We start from the raw sequence: 20,933 nt of genomic DNA, 5'->3' as shown, positions 1-20,933 counted from the left end.
CAATCGTTCACTTTGGGTGATGTATGGAGCTGATGCAGATCCGCATGTTCAAGACCGTCCACGACACCGGCAGCATTGCCCGTGCGGCCGAGGTGCTGCACTACGTGCCGTCCAACATCACGGCGCGGATCAAGGCGCTGGAGGCCGAGCTGGGCGTGCCGTTGTTCCATCGCCGCGGGCGCGGGCTGGTGATCAGTCCGGCGGGAGAAACCTTCTTGCCCTATGCCACGCAGATGCTGGCCCTGGCCGAGGCCTCCAGGCAGGCGCTGGCGCCGTCCGCCAAACCATCCGGACGCTTGCGCATCGGAGCCATCGAGTCCTCGGCCAGCGGGCGCCTGCCGCGGTTTCTGGCGCAGTACCATGCGCGCTATCCCGAGGTGACGCTGGAGCTGAGCACCGGCACCTGGTCGCAGATGCTCGACGATGTGCTCAACCACCGTCTCGATGGTGCGATCGTGGCGGTGGATGTCGAGCGCCCGCACCTGCGCCGCACCCTGATGTACCAGGAAGACCTGCTGCTGATCGGCGCACCGTCACTGGGGCCGCTGCGCAGCGCCGCGGACCTGGTGGGCAAGGCCGTATTCATGTGGCCTGAAGGCTGTCCGTATCGGGCTGCACTGGAGCACTGGCTGCAGGCCCAGGGGCACAAGCTGCCCATCGTGGGCATCGGCAGCTACGGTGCGATTGTCAGCTGCGTCAGCGCCGGCACCGGGGTGTCACTGGTGCCGCGCGGCATCTACGAGCAGTACCGCCAGGGCGCAGGGTGGATCGGGCACGAGTTCGCCGACCTGAAGGCGGTCAACAACCTGTTCTACTGGCACGAGGGGGCGGGGCGACATCCGGCGCGGGAGGCATTCGTGCAGATGCTGCGCGATGGCCTGGCAGGGAATGTGCAAGTGGATTCGCTCAGCACCGCTGACGCCGCGGGTACGTAGAACCTGGCGTCGGATCATGGCATGATGCCATTACTTTTTATATTGATATTCACTCGATGAGCGCCCCGTCTGTGTCAACGATGTCCTTGCTGGTGTGCGATGACTCCATGGTGGCCCGCAAGCAGGTCCTGCGCGCGCTGCCCGCCAACTGGCCGGTAACGGTTACCGAGGCCAGCGACGGGCGCCAGGCCATGGACGCCATACGCCGCGGCCTGGGCCAGGTGGTGCTGCTGGACCTGACCATGCCCACCATGGATGGCTACCAGGTGCTGGCTGCGCTGCGTGACGAAGGCCTGAGCCCCAAGGTCATCGTGATCTCGGGCGATGTGCAGGAAGAGGCCGTGCGCCGGGTGCTGGACCTGGGCGCGCTGGCGTTTCTGAAAAAACCCTTCGACCAGGACGAGCTGCGCCGCCTGCTGGCCCAGCTGGGGCTGTTGGGTGAGCGCTCGGCGACACCGCTGGCCGGCGCGGCGACTGCCGTCATCGGCTTTCGCGAGGTGTTCAGCGAAACGGTCAACGTCGCCATCGGCCGCGCCGCAGCCCTGATCGCCAAGGTGCTGGGCGTGTTCGTGCAGTTGCCGGTGCCCAGCGTCAACCTCTTCGAGGTGGGCGAGTTGCACATGGCGCTGGCCGACGCGGGCAGCAGCCAGCGGCTCACGGCAATCTGCCAGGGCTTCATCGGCAGCGGCATCGCCGGCGAGGCCCTGCTGATGTTCCACGATTCGGAAATCGCCGACATGGCCAAGCTGATGCGCCACCAGAGCATCGAGTATTCCGACATGGAGCTGTTGCTGGACTTCTCCAGCGTATTGATCGGTGCGTGCCTGAGCAGCATTGCCGAGCAGATCGACGTGGTGTTCTCCCAGGGCCACCCGCAGATCCTCGGGCAGCACGGCACCATCGACGAGCTTATCCAGGTCAACGGCCAACGCTGGCAGAAAACCCTGGCGGTCGAGATCAGCTACAGCCTGGAAGGGCACGATATCCGTTTCGACCTGCTGTTGCTGTTCACCGAAGACTCCATCGAGCGCTTGACCCATAAACTTGCCTACCTGATGAACTGAGCCCATGCGCGATCCTATCGACCTGAAGGAATTTCACTGGCTGCTGAGCATCGTGCAGAGCATCGATGTGGGCGTGGTGGTGCTCGACCGCGAACATCGGGTGCAGGTGTGGAACACCTTCATGGAAAACCGCTCGGGGGTGCAGCCCAGGGATGCCTACAACCAGTGCTTCTTCAGCCTGTTCCCCGAGGTCGACCGGCAATGGTTCAGCCACAAGGTGGACAGCGTCGCGACCCTGGGCACCCCGGCTTTCACCATCTGGGAGCAGCGCCCGTATCTGGTGCGGTTCAAGAACTACCAGCCGATCACCGGCCAGGTGGATTTCATGTACCAGAACACCACGCTGCTGCCGTTGCGCTCCACCGACAGCGAGATCCGCCAGATCTGCCTGGTGATCTACGACGTGACCGATGTGGCCACCAACCGCCACCAGTTGCAGGCCGCCAACGCGCAGTTGCAGAAGCTGTCCAGCACCGATTGCCTGACCGGGCTGTACAACCGCGGGCATTGGGAGGAGTGCCTGCAACTGGCGCATGCGCGCAATCAGCGCTATGGCAACGCCACCAGCCTGGTGATGTTCGACATCGACCATTTCAAGCGGGTCAACGACACCTATGGCCACCCGGCGGGCGATGCCGTCATTCGCCAGGTGGCCAGGGTGGTTCGCGAGCAGATCCGCGACAGCGACGTGGCCGGCCGTTACGGTGGCGAAGAGTTCGGCGTGGTGCTGACGGACACCGACAAGGCCGGCGCGCTGATCTTTGCCGAGCGCCTGCGCAAGGCGGTCGAACGCCTGAGCGTCAGCCATGAGGGGCAGGACATCCGTTTCACCATCAGCCTGGGCGTAGCCGATCTGAGCCATCCCTCCAGCAGCCACGCCGAACTGATTGCCTGGGCCGACCATGCGCTGTACCTGTCCAAGCACGGCGGGCGCAACCGGGTGACGGTGCATGAACCCGCGGTGGTGGCGGGCTAGCTCACCTTAAGGCGCAGGAGCAGGCCTGATATTTCAGTTGATAATCATTCGCAACTGAATGCAGAATAGCGGCCCTCCCAACCCGCTCCTGCCTTCAATGGTCGTCGCCGTGTCCTGCCCCAGCGATAAACTCCAGTTGTACCTTTCCCACCGTGCTGCGCTGGTCGACTATTCGGCACCCATCGTCGGCTGCCGTGCGCAGGCCGAGGACGTGGTGCAGGAGGCCTGGCTGCGTTTCTGCGGGCAGGCCGACGCCGGTGCGCAGTTGGGCAACCCGGTGGGGTACCTGTACCGCATCGTGCGCAACCTGTCGTTCGACCTGCTGCGCCGCACGACCCTGGAAAACCGCCAGCCCGATGGCGGCGAACGGCTCGATGAGCTGCCGTCGAGCGCACCGTCGCCGGAGCATCAGGCCCTGCACCGCGATCAGTTGCGTGTGCTGCAGGACGCCCTGGCGCTGCTGCCGGAGCGGGCGCGGCAGGCCTTTCACATGCACCGCTTGCAGCACATGACTTTTCAGGAAATTGCCGCCCGCTTGAATATTTCGACTAGTCTGGCGCACCAACTGGTGCGTGACGCACTGACCCACTGTGCGGAGCATCTGGCCGATGACTGATACCACCCCGTCTTGCCGAACGCCCGGCTCGCTGAAGGACGACCCGGTGTGGCAGGCCGCCATGGACTGGCTGCTGCAATGCAATGCCGAACCGGACAACGTGCTGCTGCACCAGGCCCATGCGCGCTGGCTGGCCGCTGACGAACGCCATGCGGCGGCCTGGCGCAAGGTGCAAAAGGTCTGGATGCTGAGCGCCGGCATCGACCCGCTGGAGCCACCAACGTCGCACCAGGTGCCCGCCGCACCGCGCATGGCAGCCCGCCGGCGCAGTTGGCCACGCCGGGCGCTGGCGGCGAGCGCGCTGGCGGCCTGCGTGCTGTTGCTGGTGGGGCGTGCACCGCCGGCCGACTACAGCAGCACGGCGGGCGAGCACCGGCAGGTGCGCCTGAGCGACGGCAGCCACATCGAACTGGGCAGCGACAGCGCCATCCGCGTGGCGTTCGAGCCGGGTGCGCGTGCGGTCACGCTGCTCAAGGGCCAGGCATTCTTCGAGGTCAGCCATGACGCCGCGCGGCCCTTCACGGTGCAGGCCGAAGACGTGAAGGTGACCGTCACCGGCACGGCGTTCGATGTGGACCTGAGCCGCAGCGCGGTGTCGGTAGCAGTGCAGAGCGGCTCGGTGCAGGTGCGTGACAGGCGCGGCGAACTGGCAGTGCCGGCGCTGGGTGCGGGCGACAGCCTGCGCGTGGGGCTGAACCAGGGCCCGGCGCAGCGCAGCCGGGTGCAGCTGGAGCAGGTTGCGGCATGGCGCCAATGGCAGTTGCTGGTCAACGACCGTCCATTGGCCGAAGTCATCGAGCAACTGCGTGCCTATTACCCCGGCGTGTTGCTGCTGCAGGACCGTGCCCTGGGCCAGCGGCGCATCACCGCGTCGCTGAACCTGCGGTCGCCAGGTAGCGCGCTGCAACTGGCCATCGCCCCGCTGGGCGGGCAGCTGACGCAATGGGGGCCGTACATCACGGTCATCCGTGAGCGCGCTTCGCCGCCTGGGAAAAAATAAATTCACGAAGTTCTGGAAATTCCCCATCGCCGTTCGTTTATTGCCCCGCTGAGTTAAACGTACAGATTCTCATTTACAGGCGCGTATCGTTCGCGCCGCACGGGGAGTTCACCAGAGCATGTCCATTCGCACCCAAGAGTCGTTGCAGGGTCGTCGGCGCAGTGCGCGCCTGCTGTTGCTGTCAGTGGGGCTGGCAGTGTCGTTGCCGGTGCTGGCCGATGACGAGCCGACGCGCCACAGCATCGATATCGCGCGCCAGCCGCTGGGCTCTGCGCTGATGGCGCTGGGGCAGCAGACCGGCCTTCAGATCAGTGTCGAAAGCCAGTTGCTGGGCAACCTCAGTGCCCCGCCGGTGCGTGGCGAGCTGAGCGCCGATCAGGCGCTGGCGATCCTGCTCAAGGGCAGCGACCTGGAATGGGTGCATCTCGGCGACGACGCGCTGCTGCTGCAACGGGTGGTGCGTCCGCGTGCCGACCAGATCCAGCTGGAAAACACCAAGGTCCGCGAACGGGCGCTGCTGCCACAGGGTGAAACCCATATCGATCGCGAGCTTATCGAGGCAATGCCGGCCGGCAACGGCGACATCACCAGCCTGCTGCGCAGCCATCCCAACGTTCAGTTCGACGACAACCAGCTCAGCAGCAAGACACCCGGAGAAATCGCCCCGGCCAACATCAGCATCAACGGCGCGGCGTTCTACCAGAACGCCTTCCTGGTCGACGGCATCAACATGAACAACGACATCGACCCGGCCGAAGACCGTGTGCAGTTGCTGGACAGGGTGCCGGGGCGCAGCCAGGGCCTGGCGCTGGACACCGACCTGCTGGAGAACATCACGGTTCTGGACAGCAACGTGCCGGCCGCCTATGGCGGCTTCAACGGTGGGGTGATCGACGCCCAGACCCGCGCCCCGACCAAGGCCCTGCACGGCAAGTTCTCGGTACAGACCACGCGCTCGGCCTGGACCAAATACCACATCGACGAGACGGAAGAGCAGCGCATGGAGAACTCCGGCTCGCCCGACGAGCAGCCCGAGTTCGACAAGGTCATCGTGCGCGGTACCTTGCAAGGCCACCTGACCGACACCTTCGGCCTGATCGGCAACTTCAGCCAGAAGCGCTCGACCATTCCGCTGAGCCTCTACTCCTACAACAACGTCGAAGAGATGGGCTATCACAAGGAGAAGCAGGAGCGGCGCATCGACAACTACTTCCTCAAGTCGGTGTGGCAGGCCAGCGACCGGCTCACCGTCGAGACCAGCGTGACCCACGCGCCCGAGGAGAGCCATTACTTCCGGGCCAACGTCGCCAACTCCGGCTATGACAACAAGGTCGGCGGTACCCAGTTGAACCTGCGCACCGTGTGGGACGGCGACCTGGCACGCGTCGAACAGACCCTGGCCTGGAGCCGCCAGGAACAGAGCCGCACCTCGGACTCGGCCGACTACTGGACCTGGCGCAAGTCGACCACCAAGGACTGGGGCATCGGCAGCAAGACCACCGCCAACACCCTGGAGGGGGGCTGGGGCGATATCGAACAGCAGCAGCGCACCTGGCAGTACAAGCTCAATGCCGACTGGCGCAGCTTCGACTGGCTGGGCGCCATTCACCGCCCGCAGACCGGCCTGGAGTTCTCCCGCCAGTACGTGCGCTACGAGCGCCTCACCGACAGCAGTACCTACGTGGCCCCGGCCGCCACCAACAGCTGTACCAACAGCGCGGGGGTGACCGATTCCGTTGCCTGCAACATGGGCGAGACCGTCAGTGGCTGGGCCGGCCAGTACATGAAGAGCCGCACCCGCTATGCCCCCGGCGAATTCGATTTCACCACCACCACCTGGGGCAGTTGGGTGCAGGACGAGATCACCCTGGGCAAGCTGACCCTGCGCCCCGGCGTGCGCGTGGACAGTGACGACTACATGGACAAGACCACCTGGGCACCGCGCTTCTCCCTGGAGTACGACGTGTTCGGTGACCGCACCACCTTGCTCAGTGCCGGTGCCAACCGCTACTACGGCCGCAGCGTCACCAGCTGGCAGTTGCAGGACGGGCGCAACCGCCTGCGCTTCAACGAAACCCGCGCGAGCCTCGACAAACCCTGGGTGACCAAGTCCAACGGCAGCAACCAGACGCTGTTCAATCAGCTCGACATCCCCTATGACGACGAGCTGATGCTGGGCGTGGTGCAGCAGTGGGCCGGCATCGAGTACGGCCTCAAGTACGTCAACCGCAAGGGCCGTGACCAGGTGGTACAGGTGTCCGGGCGCACCCTGGGGCAGCCGTCCACCGACCCTGACCTGGCCAGCAACTACACCACCTACACCAACGACGGCAAGAGCGAGACCGACACCTACACCCTGACCGTGACGCCGATGCAGCGCTGGACGCTGCTGGGCACGCAGACCGGCGGCCAGCTGGCACTGAACTGGACCGACAGCAAGGCTTCCTCGCCCAGCTACGTGCAGGCCGACGACACCTACTACCAGAACGACGTGATCCAGTACCAGGGCAGCTTCATCAACTACCAGGACCGCCCGGCGACCAACTACAACCGACCGTGGACGGCGCGCCTGACCACCATCACCGACATCCCCCAGGCCAACCTGCAGTGGAGCAACTTCTGGCGCTACCGGGCCGGCTACAAGCGCATCGGCGACACCGGGCGCAACGTCGATTACAGGGGCACCTCGGTGGATGTGTGGGAAGAGCAGAAATTCGACGCGGCGCTGACCTGGGACACGCGGCTGGGCTGGCGTATCCCCACCGCACGGGACCAGGCCATCTTCGTCAACGTCGACGTGTTCAACGTGCTCGACAAGAAGTCGGTCAATGCCAACGCCACGGTCAACAGCAATTCGGTGTCGACCTATGAAGTGGGTCGCCAGTACTGGCTGGAAGTGGGGTACACCTTCTGAGATGCGCCTGTTCCTGATTGGCATCGCACTCATGCTGGCCAGCCCGGCCCTGTGGGCGCAGCACCACGCACCCCTGTGTGCATCGGCTGATGCGGCCTGCCTGCGCGAGGCCTACAGCCGCCCGCCGGCACACTGGCCGGCGCCGCAGGTGGACGCCGGCGTGGCCTGGCAGGAGCTGGGGCCACTGCCCGAGCGTGCACCCTCGCCTGCGCACAACCCCTACACCGAACAGAAGGCAGCGCTGGGGCGCACGCTGTTCTTCGACCCGCGCCTGTCGCGGTCGGGGCAGATCGCCTGTGCCTCGTGCCACGAGCCGGACCTGGCGTTCGCCGATGGGCGCCGGGTGTCGTTCGGGCATGGGCGTGCGCCAGGCCGGCGCAATGCGCCGAGCGTGGTCACCAGTGGCCTGGCCCCACAGCTGTTCTGGGATGGCCGCGCCGACAGCCTGGAAACCCAGGCGCTGATGCCGGTCGTCGATCCGGCGGAAATGGCCTTCAGCGTCGACGAACTGGTGGCCCGGTTGCGTGCCAGCGCCGATTACCCGGCACTGTTTGCCGTGGCGTTTCCCGGGCAGGCGCTGGGTGCCGAGCAGATTGCCGCAGCCCTGGCGACGTACCAGCGCGATCTGTTGCGGGTCGCGCAGCGCACGCCGTTCGAGCGCTTCCTGCGCGGTCGCACTGCTGCGCTGAGTGACCAGCAGCTACACGGGCTGCACCTGTTTCGCACCAAGGCGCGCTGCATGAACTGCCACTTCGGGCCGGGAATGAGCGACCAGCGTTTTCACAATGCCGGCCTGACGTTCTACGGGCGCAGCCGCGAGGACCTTGGTCGCCATGAAGTCACCGGCCTGGCCGCGGACGTGGGGCGTTTTCGCACCCCTTCGCTGCGCCTGGTGAGCCGCACCGGCCCGTGGTTCCACAACGGTTTCGCCAGCAGCCTCGATCAGGTGCTGGCGTTCTACAACGTGGGCATGCCGCGGCCGGTGCCGAAGCCTGGGCAGCAGGGCGATCCGCTGTTTCCTGTCACCTCCGCACAGTTCGAGGCGCTGGGGCTGGACCGGGTGGAGTTGAAGGCGTTGAAGGCATTTCTGGAGGCGCTGTGAGCGGGTGCTGCATTACGCGGTAGTATCACCGTCCTGGCCGGCAGGCACCGTTCGGTGCTGCGGCCGGATGACCGTTGCAATGGTGTTATTGGAGAGGCAATCAGCGTGAACGATTCACAGATGCTCGAGGACCTGGTGTCCCGCTACCTGGCCGGCGAAAGGCCCGAGTTCGTATTCTTCTGGGGCCATCAGGTGAGCCGCAAGGGTGTCACCGCCTCGTGTTTCAGCCAGTGGTACGTGGCGCCGTTCGAGGTGGACGGGCAGTCGTACCAGTCGGCCGAGCACTACATGATGGCCGAGAAGGCGGCGCTGTTTGGTGATGAACAGACGCGGGCACGGATCATCGAGGCGACCGATCCCAATGCGGCCAAGGCACTCGGACGCCAGGTGCGCGGGTTCGACGAGGCGCGGTGGGCACAGGAGCGCTTCGCGATCGTGGTGCGGGCCAACCAGGCCAAGTTTTCCCAGAACGCGGAACTGGGGGCCTTCCTGCAGGGCACCGGCACGCGGGTGATCGTGGAGGCCAGCCCGGTGGACCGGGTGTGGGGGATCGGCCTGGCGCAGGATGACCAGAACGCCCACCGGCCGGACCGCTGGCGCGGCCTGAACCTGCTGGGCTTCGCGCTGATGCAGGTGCGCGACGCGGCGCAGGCCTGACGGCCCGCCGGCCCTGCGATCAGGGCTGGCTCGGCAAGCCGAGCCGCGCCTGGATGAACGCGACGAAGGCAGTGAGCTTGGGCAGTGACTTCTTCGAGCGTGGATACACCATCTGCACCGGTTTGTGGGCCGGCACATACGCCCCCAGAATGCTCACCAGCTCCTTGTTCGCCAGCGCGGCGGCCACCAGAAAGTCCGGCTGCATCAGGATCCCGCTGCCGGCAATGGCGGCCTGCAGCAGTACCTGGCCATCGTTGCTGCGAAGCACCGCCTGCTCGGGCCAGAACACCTCTTTGCCAGCCTGCTTGAGTGGCCAGGCAAAGCGGTTGTTCCAGGAGGTGTGGGTGAGGATTCGGTGGGCGTGGAGCGCCTCCGGTGTTGTCGGCTCGCCGGCCTTCTCGAGGTATTTCGGGGCGGCGCAGATCACCATCTGATAGGGCGGCAGGGGCTGCGAGACCAGGTTGGCGTCAACCAGCTCGGCGATCCTGAAGCCCAGGTCGAAGGCACTCTCGTAGAGGTCCACCACCTCGTTGCTCAGGATCAGCTCGACCTGAACCTGCGGGTAGCGCTGCATGAACTCGGTCACCAGCGGGCCGACCAGCGATACCCCCAGTGTCATCGGCGCGGTCACCCGCAGCAGGCCACTGGGCGCGTCGCTGGAGGATTCTACCCGGTTGTAGGCGTAGGCGACCTGCTCCAGGGCGGTCCTGGCCTCGGCATAGAAGATACGGCCTTCGCCGGTTATGGTCTGCCGGCGTGTGGTGCGTTGAACCAGCCGGGTGTTCAGGGTTTTCTCAAGGCTCTGGACATGCCGCCCCACCATCACCGCCGACATCCCCAGCGCGGCAGCCGCCCCGGCAAAGCTGCCGGCTTCGACCACGGCAACAAATACTTCCATCTGCCTGAGCTTGCTCATCGAGTGATCCGAGAGGTGATGATTACTAACGTTGAGTGAGCCAATTGCTAACCTGGCGTGCGTTTATTGCGCTTTAGTTTATCCCTATAGTCCGTGGCATTGAACCAGAGCACGAGGTGTCATCCCATGCGACATGTACTGAGCCAGGCGCTGGGCGCATTCGCGCGCACCGATCTGCTGCAGGGCGCCACCGGCATACAACGCGCCGAGCGTATCGAGCACCATCTGGGCCTGCCGGCCATGGGTGTCGGCCTGTACCTCAAGCGCGATGACCACATGCTTGTCGGCGGTGGCGGCAACAAGCTGCGCAAACTGGAGTTCCACCTGGGCGAGGCGCTGAAGAACGGCGTCGACACCCTGATCACCGTGGGCGGCATCCAGTCCAACCACGCCCGGTTGACGGCCGCCGTGTGCGCCCGGCTGGGGCTTGAATGCGAACTGATCCTCAGCCGTGCGGTGCCCAGGGCCGATCGCGATTACGAGCTCAATGGCAATGTGCTGCTCGACCAGCTGTTCGGGGCCAGGGTGCAGGTGCTGGACAGGGGCGCCGATGCACTGGCAGCGGCCGAGGCGCGCGCGCAGCAGTTGCGTGCGGCAGGTCGCAAGGTGCTGGTCATTCCCACCGGCGGTTCCACGCCGCTTGGCAGCCTGGGCTACGCCCGTTGCGCCGAAGAGATCGTGCAGCAGGAAACCGCGATGGGCGTGCGATTCGACGAGGTCGTGGTTCCCAATGGCAGCGCCGGCACCCATGCCGGGCTTGCGGCGGGGTTCGAGGTAGTGGGGCGGGGTGCGGCGAGCGTCAGGTCCTGGTCGGTGCTGGCCGACCAGCAGACCGCGGCGGCCACGACCCTGCAGTTGACTCGCCAGGCGCTGGCCTTGCTGGGCCATGCTGCAAGCCTCGATGCGAGTGCGATCAACATCGATGGCAGCCAGTTGGGCGAAGGCTACGGGCTGCCGACCCAGGCCATGCTCGAAGCGGTGCGCCTGATGGCGCGCTGCGAAGGTGTGCTGGTGGACCCGGTGTACTCGGGCAAGGCCTTCGCCGGGCTGCTGGCCGACCTGCGACAGGGCCGCTATCGCCGCGGCGAAAACGTGCTGTTCATCATGACCGGTGGCACCCCGGGGCTTTACGCCTACAGGGAAACCTTCGCCGAGCCGGTGCAAGGCGCCAGTTGCGTGGCGTCGAGATAGCCCTTGACCGCCCTTGCCACGCCAGGCGCCTGCAGGCCGATTTCGCGCAGTTGCCCGCTCAAGGGGTTGCGGTAACCGATGAAGAACAGGCCCCGCGCAACGCTCGACTGGCCGTCGTCATCCACGGTCGGCTTGCCGTCTGCCGTGAGCGCCTCGGGGTACTGGATCAGCGCCTCCAGGCCGGTGGTGTAGCCGGTGCCCGCAACGATCACGTCCATGCGCAGCGTGCAGCGCTCGGTGCGGTCGATGCCGGTGTGGGCCACGGCGCCTTGCTCGTTCAGTTCCAGCAGCGGGCCGACCACCTTGATGCGGCGCTGTTTCAGGTCGTCGATCACCGGCATGAACAGCGTCGGCGTGACACTGCCCAGCCCGGACACGCCCTGTGCCGGTGGTGGCAGGCCGTAGGCCGACAGGTCGCCGACCCAGCGCCGCGACAACCAGCTCAGCACCGCGTCGCTCGCGCGGGGTGGCAGCCGACGGATCAGCGTACCCAGTGCCGCCAGCGGCACGCCGAACAGGCTCTTGGGCAGAAAGTGCGGCGCGCGCCGCACCGACAGCGTGACCGACGCGGCATGGGGCACCAGGCGGCTGGCTATCTCGCAGGACGAATTGCCGCTGCCGACCACCACCACGTGCTTGCCGGCGTAGGCACGTGCATTGCCGAAGTGCGCGGCATGCACGATCTGCCCGGCAAAGCGCTGTGCCCCCGGCCACTGCGGGATCGACGGTACGCACGAGGTACCGGTGGCGACCACCAGCGCCGGTGCGCGCCACTCGCGGCCATCACGGCAGCGCACCTGCCACATCGATTGCGCCTGAAGGTAGCCGACCGATTCCACGTCGCACCCGGTCAGCACCTCGAAGCCGCCCCGGGCCGGCAGTGACGCCAGCACCCGGGCCAGGTCATCGCGGCTCGGCCAGCGGCCTGCCGCCCATGGAAAGCGCCCGCCCGGCAACCCGGAAAACCAGCGCCCGGTGTTCAGGCGCAGGCCGTCATAGTGGTTGCGCCACACGTCGCCCACGGCCTGCGTGCGCTCCAGCACCAGCGGGCGCAGGCCGGCGCGTACCAGCTCGTAGGCGCAGGACAGCCCCGCCGGCCCGCCACCCACCACCAGCACCCTGTGCGCGTTGTCAGCCATGGGTGGCGCCGCCGGTGTGTTGCACCTCCACCGTCAGGGGCACGGGACGCATGATGGTGTCGGGGATCGGCGCGGTCGGCAGCAGCTTGGCCAGCAATGCGTCCACGCGCTCGGGTGATTCTTCGGTATCGATCGACACCTGCACCTGGATGCTTTCAAAGCCCGGGTTGCCGCTGGTCACGCCAAATGCCGCGCGAAAATCCACGCGGCCGCTCACGTCCAGCACCAGGCTGTTGACCTTGACCCCGGATGCCGACAGGCCGCCGATGTAGGTGGCCGCCAGGCAGTTGCCGATACCCGCCAGCAACAGTTCCTGGGGCGTGGCGCCCAGGCCGGCGCCACCGTAGGCGCAGGGCTCGTCGCCGTGCAGCACGGCACCGGACTTGACCTTGGTGAGGGTCTGGTAGCCCTCGGTCCAACGCACACTGGTGTGGTAGAGCGGGCGTGCGATGTCACCCTCGCCATCGGCCCGGATGCGTTCGCGAACTGCTCGGCCGGCGTTGGCCTGGAGGCCGTTGATGGTGACGCGGTGGGTGGTTTCACTCATGGTCTGTGCTCTTCAAGGGGCGGCATGGCGGCCGAATGACCGTGTGCCAATCAGTTAATCGGGAGGTCCCGTGTCGACTAGAAATGCTCGGCCAGCCGGGTTTCGTGGGTCAGAAACGCGTCCAGCCGTTCTTGCAGGTCAAGCAGTTGCGCCGAGCGCACCTGGCGCGGGCGCGGCAGGTCGATTTCCAGGATCTGGGCGATGCGGCCGTGGGGCGTGCTGGCCATCAGCACGATACGGTCGGCCAGCAGCAGCGCCTCCTGCAGGTCGTGGGTCACCATCAGCACCGTGGCGCCGCTGGTGTTCCAGGCGCGCAGCAACTGGTCCTGCATCAGGCGCCGGGTCTGTGCGTCCAGTGCCGAAAACGGCTCGTCGAGCAGCAGCAGGCGTGGCTCCAGGGCCAGTGCCCTGGCCAGGGCGATGCGCTGGCACATGCCGCCGGACAATGCCGCCGGCCGGTGCCGGGCGAATTCGGCCAGGCCCACGTCGGCAAGCAACTGCTCGGCGCGCCGGGTGGCCGCTTCACGGTCCAGCCCGCGGTTGAGCAGGGCGATGGCAATGTTTTCCACCGCACTCATCCACGGGAACAGGTTGTTCTGCTGGAAGATCAGCGCACTGTCGGGCTGGTTGCCGCTCACTGCCTGGCCGTCGTACAGCAGGTGCCCGGTGCTGGGTTGCTGCAGGCCCGCAGCGATGTTGAGCAGGGTGCTCTTGCCGCACCCGCTGCGCCCCAGCAGCACGGTGAAACTGGCGGCCTTGATATCCAGGTCACCCACCTCTACCCGTGTGCCGCCTTCGAACTGCTTGCTCAGGCCACGAAAACTCAGCGTGGCGCCCCGGCTCATGACGCCCACCCGGTAAGGCGGCGTCCGAGCACCAGCATCAGGCGATCCACCACGAAACCCACGACACCAATGGTCATCACACCCACCATCACCAACGGCATGTTGTACATCTGCTGGGCCATGATGATCATGTAGCCCAACCCGGAATTGATTCCCGCCATCTCCCCGGCCAGCACCGCCATCCATGCGCCGAAGAACGCCATGCGCAGGCTGGTCATCGCGCTGGGGGCGATTGCCGGCAGTCGCACGCGCAGCCAGATCTGTTGGCGCGTGCACCTCAGGTTGCGGGCGATGTTCAGGTACTGCGGGTCGATGGCATCCAGCGCGGCGACCAGCGACAGCGTCATGGTGCCCAGCACGGCCAGGAACACCACGAACACTGCGGCCTGTCCGCCGATGCCGATCACCGCGATGGTGAAGGGGACCCAGGCCACCGGTGAGATCGGCGCCAGGGTCTGCACCAGCGGCAGGATCAGGCGGCGCAGCAGCTTCACCTCGGTGGTGATCACCGCCAGCAGCAGCGCCACCAGGCTGCCAGCCAGCAACCCGCCGCTGACCCGCAGCAGGGTCACCAGCAGGGCCTCCAGCAAGCCGCTGCGCTGCTGCCCGAAACCCACCACCGCTTCACCGGAAAACGCATACGGCAGGGTCACGCTGGGAGGCGGGAGCACGCGGCCATCCAGCCAGCCAGACTGCACCGCCAGCTCCCATGCGCCGATCAGCAATGCCCACGCCAGCAGGAACCACAGCGTGTCGCGCAGCGCGTCCAGATAACGCGGGGCACGGCGCACGTCGGGCTGCCGGCTCAGGGTCAGAACGGCCTGGTTCATCCCGTCACCTGGGCAGCAGGTTGATGACGCAGGTCCAGAACCGCATCGATCGGGTTGTCGGTGAAGTAGCCCAGTTCGACCAGGTAGCCGGCGCCGCGCTTGAGGCCGGCCACGCCTACCGGGCTGATGACCGGGTTGGGCGCCTGGCGTGCCAGGGCCACCTTGAGCACCTCGTTGGATACCCCGTAGATCGGCTGCAATTGCTGGATGGCGTTGTCGAAGTCGGCTTTCATCGCAGTGGCCGATGCCTGCAGCAGTTCCAGGTAGCGTTTGAGCAGCGGCCCCTGTTCCTGGCTGGTGCGCACCTGCGTGGTGATCACGCAGTCGGCGGCCTCCGGGCCCCACACCGCGTTGGAGTCGCTCAGGTAGCGTGCGCCGGTGGTGCTGACCACGTTCTGGGCATAGGGCTGTGCCAGGGTGCACACGTCGAGGCGGCCGTTGGCGATGGCTTCGCCCATTCCGGCCATGCTCGGGAAGAAGGTCATCTGATAGTCGTTGTAGGATTTGCCGTGGCGCGCCATCGAGCCATAGCCCACCAGTTCCAGGGTATCCAGGCGCAGGGTGCCGACGCGCAGGCCGCTGCCTGCGGCGGCGATGAATTCATCCAGGCTGGCCACCGAGCCGTTGCGCGCCACCAGTTCGATGCCGCCTTGCCCCGAGCCACCGATGATGCGCAGCTCCTGGGTGCCCTTGGCGTAGGCGGCTGCGGTCATGGTCCAGGGCCCGTGCATCAGTTCCAGGCGACCTGCCAACAGGGCCTGCAGGGCATCGCTTGGGCTGTTGAATTGCGTCAGCTCCACCTGCAGGCCCGCCGCCGCAAAATCACCGCGCAGCTTTGCCAGCAGCAGGTGCGACACGCAGCCGGCGGGCATGTGCCCCACACGCAGCAGCGGCCCGCCGGTGGCAGCTTCGACCTTGCTGGCCGCTGCCAGCAGCGCGGTACCGGCGGCGCTCAGCGCCAGCATGCCGCAGCCACAGGCGCACATGAACGAGCGGCGGCTCAGGTTGGACTGGAGTGCGGGCGTCGCTTGCGCGCCACTGGTGGAGAACAATCGCTGGAAAAAATCTCTCATCACACGCATCCCAAAACAGGTAGACCGATCGTTCTCGGCAGGCGCGTGAAGTATGTGAGATCTGCGATATAAGCAGAACTAATATTTTAAGCTTAGCTTATGCCTCATTAGCATATAGGCGCCGAGGCCTGCACCGGCAGCGGTGCAGGGGGCGGGCTAGGCGGCTTTCGCTTCGCGCAGCAGGGTCAGCAGGATCGAGCGTGCAACCTGTGCGCTTCTGGCGTTGCGCGAGACCATCGCGGTGGCGATGGCACCGTCGATCAGCAGCGAGATCTGCTGCGCGACCCAGGCCGGTTCCGGCAGCCCGCAGGCCGCGGCCAGTTGCTCGATGCGGTCATGCACCCGATCGAAGTGCGCCTGGGCCAGGTCACGTACCCAGCTGGAAGACTTGTCGTGTTCGGCGACGGCGTTGGTGAACAGGCAGCCGAAGAAGCGCCCGCTGGCGAACCATTCCTCGAGCAGGTCGAACAGAAAGATCAGGCGTTGCTCCGGGTCGTCGGTACGCTGAGGCAGTGCCTGGTCAAACCAGCCAAACCACATCGCTGCCTCGCGATCGAACACGGCACGCAGCAGGTTCTCCTTGGAGCCATAGGTCTCGTACAGCGTGCGCCGCGCGACCTTGGCATCGCTGAGCAGGCGCGAAACGCCCGTTGCATGAATGCCTTCACGGCAGAACAGCCGTCGCGCGCTTTCCAGCAGGCGCTCGGCGGCAACGGTCGGGGGTGTGCTTTCCATCAAAATCGGTTCCGGCTGAATCAGTTTGGTGCAGAGTGCAACTTAATGGGTGGGGTGTCATCAGGGAAAGTGCTGGAGGTTGGGTTTTCGCGGGCAGGGGGAGGGGGCAGGTGCGTAGTTTGCCCCGGGCATCATCAGGCCAGATGCACACCTGGCGGGCGGATTGCCCCTTGCACGAACTGCGCTCGCCCTAAATAATGCGATCAATTACCATTTGCATATTTAATGGCCCCCTTATGTCCGCACTCGAGCCTTTGGCACTTCACCAGCTTTATTCCGAACACAACGGTTGGCTGAAAGGCTGGTTGCGCATGCGCCTGGGCAATTCGGCCGATGCGGCGGATCTGGCTCAGGACACCTTCGTGCGGGTCATGACGGCACGCAACGCCGCGCCGATCCGAGAGCCGCGGGGCTACCTGACTGCAATTGCGCGCTCGCTGTTGATCGACAAGTCGAGGCGACGGGCGATCGAACAGGCGTATCTGGTGGCCCTGGCGCAGAAGCCTGAACCGGTCGAGGTATCACCTGAGGTGCGCTTGTCCATTCTCGAGATGCTGGTGGCGGTCGACAGCCTGCTGGACGGGCTGGGCAAGCGTACCCGGGAGATCTTTCTGTCGGTGCAGCTGGAGGGGCAGACCTATGTGGCGGTGGCCGAACGCCTCGGGGTCTCGGTCACCACGGTGAAGAACCATCTGGTGCGAGCCATGACCGAGTGCCTGCTGCTGGCGGACAACTGATGAGCGCGGCGCTCGATCGTCGGACCCTCGAAGCTGCTGCGACCTGGTACGTGCAGCTCAACGATGCAGGGGTGGACGAGGCCTGCACCCGGGCCTGGCAGCAATGGTTGGGGGCAGATCCTTCGCACGCCGAGGCATGGGCGCGGGTCGAGGCGTTCCAGCGGCAATGGGCAACGGTACCCGCACATGCCGCCCGGTCTGGGCTGGATGCGGCCCAGGCGCAACGCCGCGAGGTATTGAAGATCCTCGGCGTGTTGCTGGCCGTCGGGGGCAGCAGCTGGATGATCGGCAAACCGCTGGCGAACCATGGCCTGTTCGCTCAGCAGAGCACGGGCGCGCGCGAGCGTCGCTCGCTGCGGCTGGACGACGGGTCGCAGCTGGAACTCAATGCCAACACCGCGCTGGATGCGAGCTTCGACGGGCAACTTCGGCTTATCCGTCTTTACCGCGGGGAGATCCTCGTGCAAACCGCCAAGGATCCTGGGCAGCGGCCGTTTATCGTCGAGACCCAGGACGGGCGCATCCACGCGCTCGGGACGCGCTTCAGCGTGCGCCAGATGACCGACCGGACCCGCGTGGGGGTGCTGCAGTCGGCGGTCGAGCTCCGTCCTCGCCGTCACCCGGAGCGGGCAGTGCGTCTGGAGGCCGGTCAGCAGGCGGCGTTCGATCCTGATCGCGCCGATCCTGCCGGTGTCTTGGCCCAGGGTTCGACCGCGTGGGTGCAGGGCATGCTGAGTGTCAACGAGTGGCGCCTCGGGGAGTTCATCGACGAGCTGGGGCGCTATCGCCCGGGCGTGCTGCGCTGCGCCGGGGCGGTTCGCGACCTGAGCATTTCCGGAGCGTTCCGTATCGACGATACAGATGCGGTCCTGGAAAACCTGACCCGGACCTTGCCGGTGAAGCTGCGTTACCTGACCCGCTACTGGGTCAGTGTCGAGGCCGTCTGAACCGTCACTGACAGAAAATACGCGGAGCACCTTGCTGATTATGATTCTCATCCGTCAATGACAGGAGCCGCGATGACAGCGGATTTCTGCCAAGACAACAGAAGGATCATTTCATGCCCCAGCTTTGCTTCTCCCCCTCGATCTCATTGCCCCGCGCAGTGCGCCTGGCGATGTTCGGCCTGACGATGGCGAGTGTGCCGGGGGTGGTGCTGATGCCTGCTGCGGCTCACGCCCAGAGCCGTATCGCCTACCACATCGGCGCAGGCCCGCTGGGTAGCGCGCTGACCCAGTTCGGCGTGCAGGCGGGTGTGACGATTTCCTTCGATCCACGGCAGATCCACGCGCTGACCACCCCGGGCCTTGATGGTGCCTATGGGGTCGATGAGGGGCTGGCGCTGCTGCTGTCCAATAGCGGCTTGCGCGCTCAGCGCCAGGCCAATGGTGGGTATCTGCTGGTCCAGGACGGTTCCTCGGACGCGGTCGTGCTTGGCGCCACCACCGTCAACGGGCAGGGCCTGGGCGCCACGACCGAGGGCACCGGTTCGTACACCACGGGTTCGACCAACACGGCGACCAAGCTCGCCCTGAGCCTGCGGGAAACACCGCAGTCGGTGACGGTGATCACCCGCAAGAGGATGGACGACCAGAACATCCAGAGCCTGGACGACATCGCGCGCACGGCGACCGGTATCACCCTCACCAAGATCGGCACTGATCGCTCCACCTATTACTCGCGCGGCTTCGAGATCAGCGACCTGCAATATGACGGCATTCCGACCAACATCTCGGAAAACTACTCCATGGACGTCATGTCCACCTCGAACATGGCCATCTATGACCGCGTCGAGGTCGTACGCGGTGCCAACGGCCTGATGCAGGGCACGGGCAACCCGTCGGCGGCGATCAACCTGGTACGCAAACGGCCGACCCAGGACTTTCGTCTGGGCGCGGAGCTGGGGGCAGGCTCCTGGGACAACTACCGTGGCCAGGTGGATGTTTCCGGGCCACTGACCCCTACGGGCAATGTTCGCGGCCGTGCAGTGGCCTACTACAACAACGCCAACAGCTACCGCGACGGCTCCGAGCGTGACAACCAGTTGCTGTACCTGGTGGGGGAGGCGGATCTGAACGATTCCACCGTACTGACGGTGGGCGCCACTCTCCAGAAAGACAACCAGAACGGCTATGACTGGGGCGGCTTGAACACTCGTCGTGACGGCTCCTTCTATCCGCTTTCGCGTTCCACCAACCTCAACGGCAAGTGGGCCCATCTGGATCGCAACAACTACACGCTGTTCAGCGACCTCACGCACACCTTCGACAACGAGTGGAAGTTGACCCTGGCCATGAATGCGATCTGGTCGAACGCCGACTTTCTCTCCGCGTACCCGAACCGGGTAGCGGGCGACAACTATCGCATGACCGTCTCCCAGGCCGATTACGAAGACACCCAGTTCGCCCTGGACCTCTATGCTACCGGGCCCTTCGAGCTGTTCGGGCGCAAGCATCAGTTGATGCTCGGGGCCAACACGCGCAAGGACGAGTTCGACGCGGTGATCAAGAGCGCCACCAACAACCCGACGATCGACATCACCGACTTCGACTACAGTGCCCTGCCCAGCCCGATCCTCAATGCTATAGGCGCAGACTACAACTACACCCGCAAGGAGCGCGGCCTGTATGGTGCCTCGCGCTTCAGCCTGACCGATGACCTGAGCCTGATCGTCGGTACGCGGGTGAGCTGGTCGGACTACAAGGTGGCCAGCCCCTATACCAATGACCAATACCGGGAGAATGGCCGGCTGGTGCCCTATGCCGGGCTGGTGCTGGACCTGGACAAGCACCACACCTGGTATGCCAGCTACACCGAGATCTACAAGACACAGAGTTACTACGGTGTCGGCAATACCTTGCTTGACCCGATCGAAGGCGAGAATTACGAAACCGGCATTAAGGGTGAATACTTCGATGGTCGGCTGAACACCTCGCTGGCAATCTTCCAGACCAGCTTGGAGAACATGCCCGAGGCGTTGCCGGTGTCGCCCACCTGTGGTGTGACGGGGACGAGCAAGTGCTATGAAACAGGCGCAAAAGTGCGTAACCGTGGCTTCGAACTGGAGGTGTCCGGCGAGCCGTTGGAGAACTGGAATGTCAGCGCTGGCTATACCTATAGCGATCCCGAATATGTGGCGGGCGCCAGCAAGGGTTCGGACTACTACCGCAAGATCCCGCGCCGCCTGCTCAAGGTGGCAACCGACTACCGCTTGCCCGGTGTCCTCGACCAATGGCGTGTGGGCGGCGATGTCTATGCACAGAGCCGCACTGCCGCCGACGTGACCGGGTACGACATCAAGCAGGGTGGCTACACCTTGCTCAACCTGCATGCGCACTATCAGATCAACCAACAGTTCAGCGTGCAGTACAACCTCAACAACGTTCTGGACAAGGTCTACTACCAGTCCTTGCCCACTTCCAACAACTTCGGCGGCCTGTACTACGGTGATCCGCGCAATTTTGCGGTGACGCTGCGCTACCAATACTGATGCAAGGCCTGGGCGTGGCTTTTCGGGGAAGCCCGGTGGCGTGCCATGCCCAGGCGGCCTTTAACCGTCCCCCATGCAAGGTTTGGGAATGGCTTCAGGGGTTGGGACGGGTTTTTCTGGGCATTAAAAAGCCGGCTTGTGGCCGGCTTCTCGGGGACAGTCTTGG

19 protein-coding genes are annotated in these 20,933 nt (G+C 65.4%); 12 read left to right on the top strand and 7 right to left on the bottom strand.

Annotated elements, in window-relative coordinates:
* Nucleotides 1-23 precede the first annotated feature (23 nt).
* The 8 genes from N0B28_RS23210 to N0B28_RS23175 all read left to right on the top strand — a co-directional run bounded on the left by N0B28_RS23210 (nucleotide 24) and on the right by N0B28_RS23175 (nucleotide 9,264).
* A complete protein-coding gene (locus N0B28_RS23210) occupies nucleotides 24-935 on the top strand; it encodes a LysR substrate-binding domain-containing protein (RefSeq protein ID WP_275729061.1) in 912 nt (303 codons plus the stop codon).
* A gap of 56 nt (nucleotides 936-991) precedes the next feature.
* Entirely contained in the window at nucleotides 992-1,999 is a 1,008-nt protein-coding gene (locus N0B28_RS23205; protein ID WP_043861873.1) for a response regulator, read from the top strand.
* A 4-nt stretch (nucleotides 2,000-2,003) separates the two neighbouring features.
* Nucleotides 2,004-2,975 (top strand): sensor domain-containing diguanylate cyclase, encoded by a 972-nt coding sequence (locus tag N0B28_RS23200; RefSeq protein WP_123753515.1) that lies wholly within the window; start codon nucleotides 2,004-2,006, stop codon nucleotides 2,973-2,975.
* Nucleotides 2,976-3,072: 97 nt separating this feature from the next.
* Complete coding sequence (locus tag N0B28_RS23195) at nucleotides 3,073-3,591, top strand: sigma-70 family RNA polymerase sigma factor (RefSeq protein ID WP_043861871.1); 519 nt, start codon at nucleotides 3,073-3,075, stop codon at nucleotides 3,589-3,591.
* Nucleotides 3,584-4,591 (top strand): FecR domain-containing protein, encoded by a 1,008-nt coding sequence (locus N0B28_RS23190; protein ID WP_275729053.1) that lies wholly within the window; start codon nucleotides 3,584-3,586, stop codon nucleotides 4,589-4,591. Before N0B28_RS23195 ends, N0B28_RS23190 begins: the two co-directional genes overlap by 8 nt.
* 118 nt (nucleotides 4,592-4,709) lie before the next feature.
* Entirely contained in the window at nucleotides 4,710-7,505 is a 2,796-nt protein-coding gene (locus N0B28_RS23185) for a TonB-dependent receptor (RefSeq protein ID WP_275729050.1), read from the top strand.
* A 1-nt stretch (nucleotide 7,506) separates the two neighbouring features.
* The gene (locus tag N0B28_RS23180) at nucleotides 7,507-8,607 is read left to right on the top strand and encodes a cytochrome c peroxidase (protein ID WP_054916412.1); all 1,101 of its coding nucleotides are present in this window, start codon (nucleotides 7,507-7,509) and stop codon (nucleotides 8,605-8,607) included.
* Between the two features lie 105 nt (nucleotides 8,608-8,712).
* Nucleotides 8,713-9,264, top strand: a complete 552-nt coding sequence (locus N0B28_RS23175; protein ID WP_054916411.1) for an NADAR family protein — start codon at nucleotides 8,713-8,715, stop codon at nucleotides 9,262-9,264.
* 19 nt (nucleotides 9,265-9,283) lie between these two features.
* Here the strand turns inward: N0B28_RS23175 and N0B28_RS23170 are convergent, their stop codons facing one another.
* Nucleotides 9,284-10,180, bottom strand: coding sequence for a LysR substrate-binding domain-containing protein (locus N0B28_RS23170; protein ID WP_275729046.1), 897 nt, complete (start codon nucleotides 10,178-10,180; stop codon nucleotides 9,284-9,286).
* A gap of 126 nt (nucleotides 10,181-10,306) precedes the next feature.
* Here N0B28_RS23170 and N0B28_RS23165 point away from each other — a divergent pair, with 126 nt between their 5' ends.
* A complete protein-coding gene (locus N0B28_RS23165) occupies nucleotides 10,307-11,371 on the top strand; it encodes a D-cysteine desulfhydrase family protein (RefSeq protein WP_275729044.1) in 1,065 nt (354 codons plus the stop codon).
* On the opposite strand, the gene N0B28_RS23160 is transcribed toward N0B28_RS23165, so the two are convergent.
* The 6 genes from N0B28_RS23160 to N0B28_RS23135 all read right to left on the bottom strand — a co-directional run bounded on the left by N0B28_RS23160 (nucleotide 11,314) and on the right by N0B28_RS23135 (nucleotide 16,540).
* A complete protein-coding gene (locus N0B28_RS23160; protein ID WP_058541904.1) occupies nucleotides 11,314-12,510 on the bottom strand; it encodes an NAD(P)/FAD-dependent oxidoreductase in 1,197 nt (398 codons plus the stop codon). The genes N0B28_RS23165 and N0B28_RS23160 overlap by 58 nt on opposite strands.
* A complete protein-coding gene (locus tag N0B28_RS23155; protein ID WP_078481405.1) occupies nucleotides 12,503-13,057 on the bottom strand; it encodes an OsmC family protein in 555 nt (184 codons plus the stop codon). The genes N0B28_RS23160 and N0B28_RS23155 overlap by 8 nt, the downstream gene beginning before the upstream one ends.
* A gap of 77 nt (nucleotides 13,058-13,134) precedes the next feature.
* A complete protein-coding gene (locus N0B28_RS23150) occupies nucleotides 13,135-13,902 on the bottom strand; it encodes an ABC transporter ATP-binding protein (RefSeq protein WP_043863934.1) in 768 nt (255 codons plus the stop codon).
* Nucleotides 13,899-14,732, bottom strand: a complete 834-nt coding sequence (locus tag N0B28_RS23145) for an ABC transporter permease (protein ID WP_275729037.1) — start codon at nucleotides 14,730-14,732, stop codon at nucleotides 13,899-13,901. Before N0B28_RS23145 ends, N0B28_RS23150 begins: the two co-directional genes overlap by 4 nt.
* Complete coding sequence (locus N0B28_RS23140) at nucleotides 14,729-15,805, bottom strand: ABC transporter substrate-binding protein (protein ID WP_052504310.1); 1,077 nt, start codon at nucleotides 15,803-15,805, stop codon at nucleotides 14,729-14,731. The genes N0B28_RS23145 and N0B28_RS23140 overlap by 4 nt, the downstream gene beginning before the upstream one ends.
* Nucleotides 15,806-15,961: 156 nt before the next feature.
* The gene (locus N0B28_RS23135; RefSeq protein WP_043863931.1) at nucleotides 15,962-16,540 is read right to left on the bottom strand and encodes a TetR/AcrR family transcriptional regulator; all 579 of its coding nucleotides are present in this window, start codon (nucleotides 16,538-16,540) and stop codon (nucleotides 15,962-15,964) included.
* Nucleotides 16,541-16,776: 236 nt separating this feature from the next.
* Here N0B28_RS23135 and N0B28_RS23130 point away from each other — a divergent pair, with 236 nt between their 5' ends.
* The 3 genes from N0B28_RS23130 (at nucleotide 16,777) to N0B28_RS23120 (ending at nucleotide 20,767) form a co-directional block, all read left to right on the top strand.
* Complete coding sequence (locus N0B28_RS23130; RefSeq protein WP_043863930.1) at nucleotides 16,777-17,277, top strand: sigma-70 family RNA polymerase sigma factor; 501 nt, start codon at nucleotides 16,777-16,779, stop codon at nucleotides 17,275-17,277.
* Nucleotides 17,277-18,224: a FecR domain-containing protein gene (locus tag N0B28_RS23125; RefSeq protein WP_043863929.1), complete on the top strand. Its 948-nt coding sequence runs from the start codon at nucleotides 17,277-17,279 to the stop codon at nucleotides 18,222-18,224. The genes N0B28_RS23130 and N0B28_RS23125 overlap by 1 nt, the downstream gene beginning before the upstream one ends.
* Before the next feature lie 113 nt (nucleotides 18,225-18,337).
* A complete protein-coding gene (locus N0B28_RS23120) occupies nucleotides 18,338-20,767 on the top strand; it encodes a TonB-dependent receptor (RefSeq protein WP_043863928.1) in 2,430 nt (809 codons plus the stop codon).
* Nucleotides 20,768-20,933 lie beyond the last annotated feature (166 nt).

The sequence above is a fragment of the Pseudomonas sp. SD17-1 genome (assembly GCF_029201585.1).
GTDB lineage: Bacteria > Pseudomonadota > Gammaproteobacteria > Pseudomonadales > Pseudomonadaceae > Aquipseudomonas > Aquipseudomonas palmensis.
The sequence above is the reverse complement of the archived record's forward strand: the minus strand, read 5'-3'. Positions and strand labels throughout refer to the sequence as shown.